The sequence below is a fragment of the Microbacterium sufflavum genome (assembly GCF_023091155.1).
In the GTDB taxonomy this organism is placed as follows: Bacteria; Actinomycetota; Actinomycetes; order Actinomycetales; family Microbacteriaceae; genus Microbacterium; species Microbacterium sufflavum.
This window is the reverse complement of sequence record NZ_JAHWXK010000002.1, coordinates 131,663-145,807: the sequence shown is the minus strand read 5'-3', so window position 1 is coordinate 145,807 and position 14,145 is coordinate 131,663. Positions and strand designations below refer to the sequence as shown.

The following is a 14,145-nucleotide window of genomic DNA, read 5'->3' as shown; positions in this document are numbered from 1 at the left end:
CAGATCCTGCATCGTCCCTGTAGTGCTGGCTAAACTATCGCGATGGAGCTCCACCAGTTGCAGATCCTCCGCGAGCTCGGCGCCCTCGGGAGTGTGACCGCGGTCGCCGAGGCCCTGCGCGTCACGCCGTCCGCGGTGTCGCAGCAGCTCGCCGCTCTCCAGCGGGCGTTCCCCACACCGCTCACCCGTCGCGACGGACGCTCGCTCGTGCTCACTGCGGCCGGAGAGGTCCTGGCCGCGGCGGGCACCGAGGCGATCGACGCGATGGCCGCCGCGAGGCACGCCCTCGACGACTTCGAGGAGGCGGCGACGGGCGTGGTGAGCCTCAGCGGCTTCCACAGCGTCGGGCAGGCGCTGTTCGGGCCGCTGCTGCGTGAGCTGTCCGCGCTGGATGCCGCGCCCACCGTGCAGCTCACCGACGAAGATGTCGCCCAGAGCGAGTTCCCCGCCCTCACCTCCCGGTACGACCTGGTGCTCGCGCATCGCATGGAGCACTCCGATCCGTGGCCAACGGCGGGTGTGCGCAGTGTCACGCTCGTGCGCGAGCCGCTCGACGTGGCGGTCGCCGCCGATCATCCCCTCGCCACGCGGTCGAGCCTGAAGCCCGCCGACGTGGCGGCAGAGCGCTGGGTGACCAGCCGCACCGGCTACTCCCCCGACGACGTGCTGCGCGCCGTGTCGGCCGTCGCGGGGCGCCCGGTCGACGTGCTCCACCGCATCAACGACTACGGCGCCGTGTCCGCCGTCGTCGCCGCGGGCGGGGTGCTCGGCATGCTGCCGCGCTTCACGTCGCGCAGCGTCGACGACCGGGACATCGTGCGCATCCCGCTGCGTGGCGTGAGCACGCACCGCATGATCGACGTCCTGGCGCGGCCGGAGAACCTGCGCCGGCGGTCCGTCCGCGTGGTCGTCGACGCGCTGCGCGCCGTGATGGTCGGGCTGCGCACCGAGGCCGACGATGCGCTCGGCACGGGTCGTTAGGCTCGGGGAATGACCGACGCCACGAACCCGCTCCTCCAGCCGTCGTCCCTTCCCTTCGGACTGCCGGACTACCGGGCGATCCGCGCCGAGCACTACCTCCCGGCGTTCCAGGCCGGGTTCGCGGCGCAGCTCGCCGAGGTCGCGAACATCACGCGGGTGCGATCGATGCCCACGTTCGAGAACACGATCGAGGCGCTCGAGCGGTCCGGGGAGCTGCTCGACCGCGTGGCGCACACGTTCTACACGGTCAGCTCGGCCGACGCGACACCGGAGATCCAGGAGATCGACGAGCAGCTCGCGCCGCTCATGGCCGCCCACCAGGACGCGATCACCCTCGACGCGGCGCTCTTCTGGCGCGTCGAACGCGTGCACGAGCAGCGCGACGCTCTGTCCCTCGACCCCGAGCAGCGCTACCTCGTGGAGCGGTACCACCGCGAGATGACGCACGCGGGCGCGGGCCTCGACGACGCGGCCAAGGCGGAGCTCACGACCCTCAACCAGCGCCTGTCCGTCCTCACCAACACCTTCGAGCGCAACCTGCTGAGCGACACGAACGACCTCGCCGTGGTGTTCGACTCCGCGGCCGAACTCGACGGCCTCAGCCAGGGCGAGCTCTCCGCGGCCGCCCGCGCCGCCGCCGACCGCGGGCTCGACGGCCGGTACCTCCTCACCCTGCCGCTGTTCACCGGCCATCCCGCCCTGGCCCGCCTCCGCGTCCGGGAGTCCCGGCGGCGCGTCCTGGCCGCGTCGCGCGCCCGGGGCTCGCGCGACAACGCGAACGACAACCGTCCGGTCCTGCGCGAGATCGTGCGTCTGCGGGCCGAGCGCGCCGCGCTTCTCGGGCACCCCTCGCACGCCGCATACGTCACAGCCGACGAGACGGCGGGCTCTCCCGAGGCGGTCGAACGGATGCTGCGCCGGCTGGCTGCTCCGTCGGCCCGCAACGCGCGCGCCGAGCGCGCGGCGCTCCAGGCGCTGGTCGACGAGTCGGAGCCCGCTCCCTTCCCGGTCGAGGCGCACGACTGGGCGTTCTACACCGAGAAGGTGCGTACGGCCCGCTACGACATCGACACGGCTGCGCTGCGCCCCTGGTTCGAGGCGGAGCGCGTGCTGCAGGACGGCGTGTTCTTCGCGGCGACCCGGCTGTACGGAGTCACCTTCCGCGAGCGCGACGACCTGGTCGCCTACCACCCCGGGGCCCGGGTGTTCGAGGTGCGTAACGCCGACGGTTCCCCGCTCGGCCTCTACGTGCTCGACCTCTACACCCGCGACTCCAAGCGCGGCGGCGCCTGGATGAACGCGATCGTCAGCCAGTCACGACTCCGCGGCAGCGCGCCCGTCGTGGTCAACAACCTCAACGTCCCCCAGCCCGGAGAGGGAGAGCCCACGCTGCTGACGCTCGATGAGGTGACGACGCTGTTCCACGAGTTCGGGCACGCCCTGCACGGTCTGTTCGCGACGGTGACGTACCCCCATTTCGCCGGCACCAACGTGTTCCGCGACGTCGTCGAGTTCCCGAGTCAGGTCAACGAGATGTGGATCCTCTGGCCCGAGGTCCTGGACAACTACGCCCGCCACCACGAGACGGGAGAGCCGCTCGACCCCGCGATCGTCGACCGCCTCCGGGCGACCGAGACCTTCGATCAGGGACACGCGACGAGCGAGTATCTGGCCGCCGCCTGGCTCGACCAGGCCTGGCATCGGCTCTCCGTCGACGACGACGTGGACGACGTCGCGGCGTTCGAGGCCGCGGCACTGGCAGACATCGGGCTCGACGACCCCGCCGTGCCGACGCGGTATTCGTCGACGTACTTCGCGCACGTGTTCTCCGGCGGTTACAGCGCGGGGTACTACTCGTACATCTGGAGCGAGGTGCTCGACGCCGACACGGTCGAGTGGTTCCGGGAGAACGGGGGCCTCACCCGCGAGAACGGCGACCGCTTCCGGGAGCGTCTGCTCGGGGTCGGCGGGTCGAAGGACCCCCTGGAGGCGTATCGCGACTTCCGCGGCCGCGACGCCGAGATCGCGCCCCTCCTGAAGCGCCGTGGACTCGACGGCTGACCCGTGGCACCCTGAGCACATGAACGCCTTCTCCGACGCCCCGTTCGGCCCTGCCGACCGGCTCGACCTCGACCCCGTCCCGCTCGCGGTCATCCGCCACGAGGCGCTCCGTCTCGCCGATCTCCGTGACGCCTTCGACTCCGGGTATCGTGCCATCGGCGACGCGTTCGCCGCCGGCACGCTGCTTCCCGCCGGTCCGGCACTGGCGATCTACCACGGCGACCCGATGGGCGTGTTCGATCTCGAGCTCGGGTTCCCCGTGCAGGCCTCGCCGTCCGACCCCCTCGCCACCGGTGACGGCACCGCCATCGTCGCATCCACGCTTCCGTCCGGATCCGCGGTGGCGACCACCGTCCTCGGCTCCTACGACGGTCTCGGGGCCGGATGGGCGGCTCTGGTCGCACGGGCGGCGGAGGCGGGCCTCCATCCGCGCGGCGTCTGGATCGAGGTGTACGTCTCCGACCCGGACACGGCGCCGGAGGACCTGCGCACCGACCTCATCATGCCGGTCGGTTGACCGCGGTCCGCGGTCGCGCGCGGCGTCGCGTTCCGCCCGTCGCCGCGACCCGTCAGGACCGCAGTAGCTCCTGCGCCTTGTACCAGGTGAGCAGGTGGTAGCTCTGCGTGAGCCGGGTGCCGGCCTCGTCGAGCGGGACCCGCTGCAGCGCGATCATCTCGGTGTCGTCGAGCGACGGCTCCCCCACACGGGTGCAGCCGAGAGCCAGGTAGTGGTGCACACGGTTGGTGTGACTGCCGAAGTTGGCCCAGGTTGCTCCGAGTTCGTGGAGTTCCGTCGCCTCATGGCCGGTCTCCTCACGCAGTTCGCGGACGGCCGCCGCGCGGGGCTCCTCCCCGCTCTCGGCAGCGCCCCCGACTGTCCCGAGGGCGACCACGCCCGCGCCGTGCCGATACTCCTCAGCGAGGATGGCGCATCCCTCGGTGTCCACGGCGAGCACGGAGACCCAGTCGCCGTACTCCAGCACGTAATAGGGGGCGATCCGGCGTCGCTGGGCATCGACGCAGTCGTCCGCACGCAGATGGATCCATCGGTCGGCGATAACGGTCTCCCGCGCGACCGTGCGCCACGGTTGCGGCGTCGCGGTCACGCGCTCTTGCGCTTGCGCTCCATCACCACGGTGGGCGGGGCGCCCTCGTCGACCGCGGCGCGCGTGATGATGACCTTCGCGACGTCGTCGGCGGACGGGATCTCGAACATGACGGGGCCGAGCACGTCCTCGAGGATCGCGCGGAGCCCGCGGGCACCGGTCTTGCGCTCCACCGCGAGGTCGGCGATCGAGCGCAGCGCCTCCTCCTCGAACTCCAGCTGCACGCCGTCGAGCTCGAACATGCGCTGATACTGCTTCACGAGCGCGTTGCGCGGGCCGGTGAGGATGTCGATCAGCGCGGCCTGGTCGAGCGGCGACACGTTGGTCACGACCGGCAGACGCCCGATGAACTCGGGGATGAGCCCGAACTTGTGGAGGTCTTCCGGCAGCACCTCGCTGAACAGGTCGAGGTCCTTGCCCTTGTCGTGGAGCGGGGCGCCGAAGCCGACGCCGTGCTTGCCGACGCGCGCCGACACGATGTCCTCCAGCCCGGCGAAGGCGCCGGCCACGATGAACAGCACGTTCGACGTGTCGATCTGCAGGAACTCCTGGTGGGGGTGCTTGCGGCCGCCCTGCGGCGGGACCGACGCGACCGTTCCCTCGATGATCTTCAGGAGTGCCTGCTGCACGCCCTCGCCCGACACGTCGCGGGTGATCGAGGGGTTCTCGGCCTTGCGGGCGATCTTGTCGACCTCGTCGATGTAGATGATGCCCTGCTCGGCGCGCTTCACGTCGTAGTCGGCGGCCTGGATGAGCTTGAGGAGGATGTTCTCCACGTCTTCACCCACATAGCCCGCCTCGGTGAGCGCGGTGGCGTCGGCGACGGCGAACGGCACGTTGAGGCGCTTGGCGAGCGTCTGTGCCAGGTAGGTCTTGCCGCAGCCGGTCGGCCCGATGAGCAGGATGTTGCTCTTGGCGATCTCGACCTCTTCGGCCTTCTGCTCCGCGGGCTGCAGAGTGCCGTGCGCACGGACCCTCTTGTAGTGGTTGTAGACGGCGACGGCGAGGGCGCGCTTCGCGGGCTCCTGGCCGACCACGTACTCCTCGAGGAACGAGAAGATCTCCCGCGGCTTGGGCAGTTCGAACTCGGCGACGCCCTCGGCGGACGACTCCGCCATGCGCTCCTCGATGATCTCGTTGCACAGCTCGACGCACTCGTCGCAGATGTACACGCCGGGACCCGCGATGAGCTGCTGCACCTGCTTCTGGCTCTTTCCGCAGAAAGAACACTTGAACAGGTCAGCGCTTTCACCGATGCGGGCCATGCGCGTCCTCCTATGGGGGATCAGAGATCGTCCTTCGAGCCTAACCGCTGCATGCGACACCGGGCCGCATTGGCGCGGACTCGCTTCCGCGCGGCCCCGGCATCGAGAAGGGCCCCGCCCGCGGGATGCGCGACGGGGCCCCTCCTGCGGTCCGAGCTCAGACCATGCTCTTGGTGTGCCAGACGGTCTTCACCTCGGTGAACGCGGCGATCCGCTCGGGCGAGGCGACGACCTCGCCCGGAGCGACCACGCGCTTCAGGGTCTCCGCGGCGGCGATCTGCAGGTCGACCCAGTCGAGCGCTCCCGCGCCGGACAGGTCGAGCGCGTTGACGTCCTGGTGCGCGGCGAGCCAGGGCGCCATCTCCGCGGGCGACCCCGTCAGCACGTTCACGACGCCGCCGGGGAGGTCGCTCGTGGCCAGCACCTCCGCGAGGCTGATCGCCGACAGCGGGTGCTGCTCGCTCGCGATCACGACGACCGTGTTGCCCGCGACCAGCGCGGGCGCCACGACCGAGACCAGCCCGAGCAGCGCCGAGTCCTGCGGCGCGACGATCGCGACCACGCCGGTCGGCTCCGGCACGGAGATGTTGAAGTACGGGCCGGACACGGGGTTCGCGTTGCCCGCCACCTGGGCGTACTTGTCGCACCAGCCCGCGTACCAGACCCACAGGTCGATCGCCTCGTCCACCTGCGCGGTGGCCGCCGAGGACGACACGCCCTCCTGCGCCACGATCTCGTCGATGAACTGCGCGCGGCGCCCCTCCAGCACCTCCGCGACGCGGTACAGCACCTGGCCGCGGTTGTACGCGGTCGCCCCCGACCATCCCTTCACGGCCGCGCGCGCCGCGGTGACCGCGTCGCGGGCGTCCTTGCGCGAGGCCTTGGCGGCGTTCGCGAGGAAGCCGCCCTTGCGCGACACCACCTCGTACGTGCGACCCGACTCGCTGCGGGGGAAGGCCCCGCCGATCGCGAGCTTGTAGGTCTTCGGAACGCTCAGTCGCTTGCTCATGCTGCGGCTCCCTTGAGGTACGCGGTGAGCCCCTGGCGGCCGCCCTCGCGGCCGTATCCGGACTCCTTGTAGCCGCCGAACGGGCTCGACGGGTCGAAACGGTTGAACGTGTTGGCCCACACCACACCGGCGCGCAGCCGGTCGGCGACGGCGAGGATGCGCGAGCCCTTGTCGGACCAGATCCCCGCGGAGAGCCCGTACGGCGTGTTGTTCGCCTTCGCGATCGCCTCGGCGGGCGTCCGGAAGGTCAGCACGGACAGCACGGGCCCGAACACCTCGTCGCGCGCGATGCGGTGCGCGGCCTCGACACCGGTGAAGATCGTCGGCGCGAACCAGAAGCCCTGGTCGGGGATGGCGCAGTCGGCGGTCCAGCGCTCGGCACCCTCCGCCTCGCCGATGTCGCTCAGCTCGCGGATCCGCGCCAGCTGGGCGGCGGAGTTGATCGCGCCGATGTCGGTGTTCTTGTCGAGCGGGTCGCCGAGGCGCAGCGTCGACAGCCGGGCCTTGAGCCGGTCGACGACCTCGTCGTGGATGGACTCCTGCACCAGCAGGCGGCTGCCGGCGCAGCACACGTGGCCCTGGTTGAAGAAGATGCCGTTGACGATGCCCTCGACGGCCTGGTCGATCGGGGCGTCGTCGAACACGATGTTCGCCGCCTTGCCGCCCAGCTCCAGCGTCAGCTTCTTGTTCGTCCCAGCGACCGCGCGAGCGATGTCGCGACCCACGCCGGTGGAACCCGTGAAGGCGACCTTGTCCACGTCGGGGTGGCGCACGAGCGCGGCCCCGGTCTGCCCGGCACCCGTGACGATGTTCACGACGCCCGCGGGCAGGTCGGCCTGCTGCAGGATCTCCGCGAACAGCAGGGCCGTGAGCGGCGTGGTCTCGGCCGGCTTCAGCACGACCGTGTTGCCGGCGGCGAGAGCGGGCGCGAGCTTCCACGCGAGCATGAGCAGCGGGAAGTTCCAGGGGATGACCTGTCCGGCGACGCCGAGCGACCGCGGGTTCGCGCCGAGCCCGGCGTAGTCGAGCTTGTCCGCCCAGCCCGCGTAGTAGAAGAACCAGGAGGCGACGAGGGGAACGTCCACGTCGCGGCTCTCCTTGATGGGCTTGCCGTTGTCGAGGCTCTCGGCGACCGCGAGCTCGCGCGCGCGCTCCTGCACCAGGCGCGCGATGCGGAACAGGTACTTGCCGCGGTCGCGGCCGCTCATCCTCGACCACGTCTTGTCGTAGGCGCGGCGGGCGGCGGCGACCGCACGGTCGATGTCCTCCTCGCTCGCGGACGCGATCTCGGCGATGCGCTTCTCGCTCGACGGGGAGATGGTCGTGAAGGGGGTGCCCGAGCCGTCGACGAACTCGCCGTCGATGAACAGGCCGTAGCTGTCCCGGAGGTTCAGGATCGCGGTGGACTCCGGTGCCGGAGCGTATTCCAGAAATGACATGGTCGTCTTCCCGTCAGTCGATGGTGACGTAGTCGGGGCCCGAGTAGTGGCCGGAGCGGAGCTTCTGTCGCTGCAGGAGCACATCGTTGAGGAGGCTGGAGGCGCCGAAGCGGAACAGGTGCGGCTGCAGCCACTCCTCCCCCACGGTCTCCGCCACGGTGACGAGGTACTTGACCGCGTCCTTCGAGGAGCGGATGCCACCGGCCGGCTTCACGCCGATCCGCTCGCCCGTGCCGCGGTACCAGTCGCGCACGGTCTCCAGCATGAGCAGCGTGGTGGGCAGCGTGGCCGCGGGCTGCACCTTGCCGGTCGACGTCTTGATGAAGTCGCCGCCCGCCAGGATCCCGAGCCACGACGCGCGCTTGATGTTGTCGTACGTGTTCAGCTCACCGGTCTCCAGGATCACCTTGAGCGAGGCGTAGGAGCCGTCCTCGCGGCGGCAGGCCTCCTTGACCTGGGCGATCTGGTCGAACACCAGGCCGTACCGGCCGGAGAGGAAGGCACCGCGGTCGATCACCATGTCGATCTCGTCGGCGCCCGCCGCGACCGCCTCGGCGGTGTCGGCCAGCTTGATCGCGAGCGACGACCGGCCGCTGGGGAACGCCGTGGCGACCGCGGCGACCGAGATGAGGCCGTCGTCCGGGTCGCCGTGCACGGAGCCCAGCGCCTCGACCGCGCCGCCGACCATGTCGCCGTAGACGCACACCGCGGCCACGCGCGGCGTGGAGGGGTCGGCGGCGTCGGGGGTCTTCGCCTTGGCGACGAGCGAGCGCACCTTGCCGGGGGTGTCGGCACCTTCGAGCGTCGTGAGGTCGATCAGACGGATGATGGTGTCGAGCGCCCAGGCCTTCGAGGTCGTCTTGATCGAGCGGGTGCCGAGACCGGCCGCCCGCTGCTCCAGCCCGACCGCGTCGACGCCCGGGAGTCCGTGCAGGAAGCGGCGCAGCGTGGCGTCGTCCGGCTCTCCGCCGAGGACGTCCACCGCCGCCCTGCGGCTGAGTTCTGTGGTGGTCACTGTTCCTCCAACAATGCTCGTGCTGTGGTCTCGTCGGTGACCAGCACGCTGCACAGGCCGCTGGTCACCACCGTTCGTGCGATGTCGTGCTTCGCGGGTCCCGCGGTCACGAAGACCGCGCGGTCGGCGCCGCGCAGCCGGTCGAGCGAGACGCCCACGGTGCGGGCGTCGAGCTGCGGGTCGACGATGTTCCCCTCCGCGTCGACGTAGCGGCCGAGCACGTCGCCGACGGCTCCGCGGCGTGCGAGCTCCTCCACGTCGTCCGCGCGGAGGTAGCCGTTCTCGACGTGCGCCGACGACGCGTCGCAGGGACCGGCGGTGAACAGGAATGCCTGCGCCTCCGCGGCCTCCTCGAGCACGGCCGCGACGGTGCGGTCGCCCTCGATGGCCCGCTTGGTCTCGACGTGCTCCAAAATCGCGGGACTCGGCAGCAGTGAGACCTGGCCGGACGCGCGCTGCGCGATCGTGACGGCCAGTCCTGCCGCGCCTCCGGAGCGGCGGTTGAGGCTGACCCCGCCGTTGAGCTGCACGACGGTGACGCCGTTGGCCCAGCCGTCGGGGAGCGCCTCGGCGACGGCGCGGAGGGTCTTGCCCCAGCTCACGCCGAGCGTGCGGGGTACCGGACGCATCGCGGTCAGGAAGTCGGCGGCCGCCTGGGCCACCCGCTCGAGCGTGCCGTCGTCGCCCTCCGGAGCGGGCACGACCACCGCGTCCTTGAGCCCGAAGCGCTCGACGAGCTCTCTCTCGAGCCCGAGGCGACGTGCACGGGGGTGCACGATCTCGATGCGCACGATCCCTCTCTCCCGGGCCTGGGTGAGCAGCCGCCCGACCTTCCAGCGGGAGATCTTGAGGAGGCCGCCGATCTCGTCCTGCGTCTTGTCCTCGTCGTAGTACAGCTCCGCCACGCGCACCATGAGCAGGTCTTCTTCCACGGCATCCTCCTTCCCTGTCCAGGGTAGGCCCGATTCAGCGTTCGCGCACGCTTCTGCTCATATGCGCACCCGATCCCCGTCCCGACGCACATCCGCCGGGCACGCGAAAGGGCGCCCGTCTCTCGACGGACGCCCTCTCGAACGGCGGGGCTTACGCGCGCTTGCGCGACGTGAGCACCTGGTCGACGATGCCGTACTCCAGCGCCTCGTTGGCGGAGAGGATCTTGTCGCGATCGATGTCGCGGTTCACCTGCTCCACGGGCTTGCCGGTGTGACGCGCCATGGTCTCCTCGAGCCAGGTGCGCATCCGGAGGATCTCGGCGGCCTGGATCTCGATGTCCGACGCCTGACCGTGACCGGCCTCGCCCATCGCCGGCTGGTGCATGAGCACGCGGGCGTTCGGCAGGGCCAGACGCTTGCCCGGCGCACCCGCGGCGAGCAGCACCGACGCGGCCGACGCCGCCTGGCCCAGCACCACGGTCTGGATCTGCGGCGCGACGTACTGCATCGTGTCGTAGATCGCGGTCATGGCCGTGAACGAGCCACCGGGCGAGTTGATGTACATCGTGATGTCGCGCTCGGAGTCCTGGCTCTCCAGAACGAGCAGCTGCGCCATCACGTCGTCAGCGGACGCGTCGTCGACCTGCACGCCGAGGAAGATCACGCGATCCTCGAACAGCTTGTTGTACGGGTCCTGGCGCTTGAAGCCGTAGGCCGTGCGCTCCTCGAACTGCGGGAGCACGTAGCGGCTGGACGGCAGGTTTCCGGCGGACTGGAACGTGGGTGTGTACATGGTGTCCTCTCGCATCCTCACTCGGCGCCCGTGCCGCCGCCGCCGGTGACATCACTGGCGTGCTCGCGGATGTGGTCGACGAAGCCGTACTCGAGGGCCTCCTCCGCCGTGAACCAGCGGTCGCGGTCTCCGTCGGCGTTGATCTGCTCGACCGGCTTGCCGGTCTGACCCGCCGTGATCTCCGCGAGACGCTTCTTCATCGACAGGATGAGCTGCGCCTGGGTCTGGATGTCGCTCGCCGTGCCGCCGAAGCCGCCGTGCGGCTGGTGCAGCAGCACACGCGCGTTGGGCGTGATGTAGCGCTTGCCCTTGGTGCCGCTGGTCAGCAGCAGCTGACCCATCGAAGCGGCCATGCCGATGCCGACCGTGACGATGTCGTTCGGCACGAACTGCATCGTGTCGTAGATCGCCATGCCTGCGGTGATCGAGCCGCCGGGCGAGTTGATGTAGAGGTAGATGTCCTTCTCGGAGTCTTCGGCGGCGAGAAGGAGGATCTTCGCGCAGATCTCGTTGGCGTTCTCGTCTCGCACCTCCGAGCCGAGCCAGATGATGCGGTCCTTCAGCAACCTGTCGAAGACGCTTGTCGCGACGAGGGGTTCAGCCATGTCAGCTCCTGCTTCCGTGTTTCAGTGATTCGAATCTACCGGCGTCAACGCAGCACTCAGGTCGTGTTCGCCGTCGGCATATCAGGTGTCGCGCTCGGCCATCTCCTGCGCGTACGCGGTCATCGAACGGTGATAGCGCGGCAGGTGCGGAACCAGCGCCAGCAGCGCCACCGAGAGCCCCTGATGCGGGCGTCCGGCACTCGCGAGGATCAGCGCATGCACCACGGCGACCGCGTCGCGGTACGGGCCGTCGGCGGAGGCCTCCTCCTCGGCGCGGATCACCGCCAGCGCCTCGTCGTACTCCCCCAGGTTGCGCAGCGAGCTCGCCAGCTGGATCACGCACTGCGGGCGATGCTCCTCATCGAGCCCGAGAGCCAGCGCCCGGCGATACAGCTCGACCGCCTCGGCCGGGCGCCCTGCGGAGTCCCTGGCGCCCGCCCGCTCGAACTCCGCCCGCGCGTCGTCCGGGCCGCGCTCGGCGGCCAGGGCGTCGATCCGTGCGATCGTATCGTCGCCGACCTCGTCACCGGTCGCCTCGGCCCACACCTGCTCGACCCGGTCGTCCCACGCGCTCATGCATCCTCCTCGTCGATGCGAAAGAAGAGGGCGGATGCCGCAGCACCCGCCCTCTTCACCGTTCGTGCGATCACTCGCCCTTGTCGGCAGCCTTCTTGGCCGGAGCCTTCTTGGCGGCCGGCTTCTTGGCGGCGGGCTTCTCCTCCGCGTCGGCGTCCTTCTTGGCCGGAGCCTTCTTGGCCGGAGCCTTCTTGGCGGGAGCCTTCTTGGCGGCGGGCTTCTCCTCCGCGGGCGTCTCCTCGGCGGCCTCGTCCTGAGCGGCCTCGTCGTCGGTCACCACGAAGTCGGACAGATCGACGGGCTTGCCGTTGGTGTCGACGACCTTGACCTTGCCCAGCGCGATCGCGAGCGCCTTGTTGCGGGCGACCTCACCGACGAGGGCGGGCAGCTGGTTGGACGACTGCAGCGCCTCGACGAACTCCTGCGGAGCCATTCCGTACTGCGCGGCGGACTGGATGAGGTACTGCGAGAGCTCCTCCTGCGAGACCTGCACGTCGGCCTGCTCGGCGATCGTGTCGAGCAGCACCTGCGTGCGGAACTGCTTCTCGCTCGCCTCGGTGACCTCGGCGCGGTGCACGTCGTCTTCCAGGCGACCCTCGCCCTCGAGGTGGTTGTGCACCTCGTCCTCGATGAGCTGCGGCGGAACCGGGATGTCGATCTGCTCGAGCAGCGTCTCGACGAGCTTGTCGCGGGCGGCGGAACCCTGCGTGAACACGCCCTGCTGCGCGACGCGCTCGGCCAGGCTCGCGCGGAGCTCGGCGATCGTGTCGAACTCGCTGGCGATCTGCGCGAACTCGTCGTCGGCCTCGGGCAGCTCGCGCTCCTTGACGGCCTTGACGGTGACGGAGACCTCCGCCTCCTTGCCGGCGTGGTCTCCGCCGACCAGGGCGGAGCGGAACGTGGTGTCCTCGCCGGCGGTGAGCGACTCCACCGCGTCGTCGATGCCCTCCAGCAGCTCACCGGAGCCGATCTCGTACGAGACGCCCTCGGCGCGGTCGATCTCGGCGCCGTCGATCGTCGCGACCAGGTCGAGCTCGACGAAGTCGCCCTTCGCGGCCGGACGGTCCACGGGGATCAGCGTGCCGAAGCGGGCGCGCATGTTGTCGAGCTCGGCGTCGAGCGCGGCGTCGTCGGCCTCGACGGCGTCGACGGTCAGCGTGACACCCGCGTAGTCGGGGAGCTCGATCTCGGGACGGACATCGACCTCGATGTCGACGAGCAGGTCGCCCGAGAAGTCCTTCTCGTTCGGCCACTGCGTGATCTCGGCGGCCGGGCGGCCGACGATGCGCAGCTTGTGCTCGGTCGTCGCCTCGCGGAAGAACTTGTCGAGGCCCTCGTTGACGGCGTGCTCGATGACCGCGCCGCGGCCGATGCGCTGGTCGATGATCGGCGCGGGGACCTTGCCCTTGCGGAAGCCGGGGATCTGCACGTCCTGGGCGATGTGCTCGTAGGCGTGAGCGATGCTGGGCTTGAGGTCTTCCGGGGTGACCGTGATGCTGAGCTTGACCCGGGTCGGGGTCAGCTTCTCGACGGTGCTGTTCGCCATGCTGGTGTGTTCTCCTTGTGGTTTCCGCGCGGACGCGGCTGAAAAGTCGAGGATCTGAGTCGGGGCGACAGGAGTTGAACCTGCGACCTCCCGCTCCCAAAGCGGGCGCTCTACCAAGCTGAGCTACGCCCCGGGGAATCCGCACGCAGATTCAGCCCCACCGAGTCTAACGGACCGGAGCATGCCCGACCGTCCGCTATGATCGTGGGAGTCCGGACTCCGGTTCCGGGGGTGTAGCTCAATGGTAGAGTCTCAGTCTTCCAAACTGATTGCGCGGGTTCGATTCCCGTCACCCCCTCTCCCACGGCAGAGCGTCAGCGCTCAGAGCCGTTTCCGCATCTGCTGCGTCACGACCGCGTAACCCGCCGCGTCGTACATGCGGATCGCCGCCGCGTTGCCGCCGAACACGTTGAGCTCCAGCGCCTCGGCACCGGCATCGCGCGCCGCGCTCTCCACCGCGGCGAGCAACGCCCTGCCCAGGCCCTCTCCTCGGCGATCCCGCACGACCTCGATGTCATAGAGGAACGCGACGCCGGGCGCCCCTCGCGGGTGGTCGAGCCCCACCCAGGCGCGACCGATCGGACGTCCGTCCTCGTCGAGCCCTCGCAGCACGAGCATGCGCGACGTCGCTGGTCCCTTCGGAAGCATCCGCGCATTCTCCGCCCGCGCGCGATCGACGGCGCCGTCCCGCTCCCACCGGCCGGCAGCGACCTGCTCCGCCGCATACTCGCGGGCGATCGCCCCCATCCATTCCTCGAACTCGTCGGTCGTCATCCGTCGGACGCTCACCTGTGCCATCGACTCATCCTGTCACCGG

The 14,145-nt window shown here is 70.1% G+C and carries 14 protein-coding genes and 2 tRNA genes; 4 read left to right on the top strand and 12 right to left on the bottom strand.

Translation table 11 applies throughout. From position 1 onward, the window contains the following. Positions 1-42: 42 nt before the first annotated feature. The 3 genes from KZC56_RS15270 to KZC56_RS15260 are packed head-to-tail and all read left to right on the top strand — an operon-like array spanning position 43 to position 3,559. Positions 43-981, top strand: a complete 939-nt coding sequence (locus KZC56_RS15270) for a LysR family transcriptional regulator (protein WP_247638938.1) — start codon at positions 43-45, stop codon at positions 979-981. A 9-nt stretch (positions 982-990) separates the two neighbouring features. Continuing rightward, the gene (locus KZC56_RS15265) at positions 991-3,042 is read left to right on the top strand and encodes a M3 family metallopeptidase (protein WP_247638937.1); all 2,052 of its coding nucleotides are present in this window, start codon (positions 991-993) and stop codon (positions 3,040-3,042) included. A 19-nt stretch (positions 3,043-3,061) separates the two neighbouring features. After that, positions 3,062-3,559, top strand: a complete 498-nt coding sequence (locus KZC56_RS15260) for a GyrI-like domain-containing protein (protein ID WP_247638936.1) — start codon at positions 3,062-3,064, stop codon at positions 3,557-3,559. Positions 3,560-3,611: 52 nt separating this feature from the next. On the opposite strand, the gene KZC56_RS15255 is transcribed toward KZC56_RS15260, so the two are convergent. From KZC56_RS15255 to KZC56_RS15205, 11 genes are all read right to left on the bottom strand, one after another. Next, positions 3,612-4,148 (bottom strand): NUDIX hydrolase, encoded by a 537-nt coding sequence (locus KZC56_RS15255; RefSeq protein ID WP_247638935.1) that lies wholly within the window; start codon positions 4,146-4,148, stop codon positions 3,612-3,614. Beyond that, on the bottom strand, positions 4,145-5,413 hold the full coding sequence (gene clpX, locus KZC56_RS15250; RefSeq protein ID WP_136030889.1) for an ATP-dependent Clp protease ATP-binding subunit ClpX: 1,269 nt from the start codon (positions 5,411-5,413) through the stop codon (positions 4,145-4,147). The genes KZC56_RS15255 and clpX overlap by 4 nt, the downstream gene beginning before the upstream one ends. Positions 5,414-5,570: 157 nt before the next feature. After that, a complete protein-coding gene (locus KZC56_RS15245) occupies positions 5,571-6,422 on the bottom strand; it encodes an aldehyde dehydrogenase family protein (RefSeq protein WP_136030887.1) in 852 nt (283 codons plus the stop codon). After that, complete coding sequence (locus tag KZC56_RS15240) at positions 6,419-7,861, bottom strand: aldehyde dehydrogenase family protein (RefSeq protein ID WP_136030886.1); 1,443 nt, start codon at positions 7,859-7,861, stop codon at positions 6,419-6,421. The genes KZC56_RS15245 and KZC56_RS15240 overlap by 4 nt, the downstream gene beginning before the upstream one ends. 13 nt (positions 7,862-7,874) lie before the next feature. Further along, positions 7,875-8,843: a deoxyribose-phosphate aldolase gene (gene deoC, locus KZC56_RS15235; RefSeq protein ID WP_372490611.1), complete on the bottom strand. Its 969-nt coding sequence runs from the start codon at positions 8,841-8,843 to the stop codon at positions 7,875-7,877. Between the two features lie 29 nt (positions 8,844-8,872). After that, positions 8,873-9,808: a sugar-binding transcriptional regulator gene (locus tag KZC56_RS15230; RefSeq protein WP_136030884.1), complete on the bottom strand. Its 936-nt coding sequence runs from the start codon at positions 9,806-9,808 to the stop codon at positions 8,873-8,875. 151 nt (positions 9,809-9,959) lie between these two features. Beyond that, positions 9,960-10,601 carry an ATP-dependent Clp protease proteolytic subunit gene (locus tag KZC56_RS15225; RefSeq protein WP_025105017.1) on the bottom strand — a complete coding sequence of 214 codons (642 nt, stop codon included), beginning with the start codon at positions 10,599-10,601 and terminating at the stop codon, positions 9,960-9,962. Positions 10,602-10,618: 17 nt separating this feature from the next. Beyond that, on the bottom strand, positions 10,619-11,206 hold the full coding sequence (locus KZC56_RS15220) for an ATP-dependent Clp protease proteolytic subunit (protein WP_136030882.1): 588 nt from the start codon (positions 11,204-11,206) through the stop codon (positions 10,619-10,621). An 81-nt stretch (positions 11,207-11,287) separates the two neighbouring features. Continuing rightward, a complete protein-coding gene (locus KZC56_RS15215; protein WP_247638934.1) occupies positions 11,288-11,782 on the bottom strand; it encodes a tetratricopeptide repeat protein in 495 nt (164 codons plus the stop codon). A 70-nt stretch (positions 11,783-11,852) separates the two neighbouring features. Continuing rightward, positions 11,853-13,328, bottom strand: coding sequence for a trigger factor (tig, locus tag KZC56_RS15210; protein ID WP_247638933.1), 1,476 nt, complete (start codon positions 13,326-13,328; stop codon positions 11,853-11,855). 59 nt (positions 13,329-13,387) lie between these two features. Beyond that, positions 13,388-13,461 (bottom strand) — tRNA-Pro (locus tag KZC56_RS15205). A 94-nt stretch (positions 13,462-13,555) separates the two neighbouring features. On the opposite strand from KZC56_RS15205, the gene KZC56_RS15200 reads away from it, so the two are divergent. Then, positions 13,556-13,626: transfer RNA gene (locus KZC56_RS15200), tRNA-Gly, on the top strand. Positions 13,627-13,649: 23 nt separating this feature from the next. Here the strand turns inward: KZC56_RS15200 and KZC56_RS15195 are convergent. Continuing rightward, positions 13,650-14,126, bottom strand: coding sequence for a GNAT family N-acetyltransferase (locus tag KZC56_RS15195; protein ID WP_136030876.1), 477 nt, complete (start codon positions 14,124-14,126; stop codon positions 13,650-13,652). Positions 14,127-14,145 lie beyond the last annotated feature (19 nt).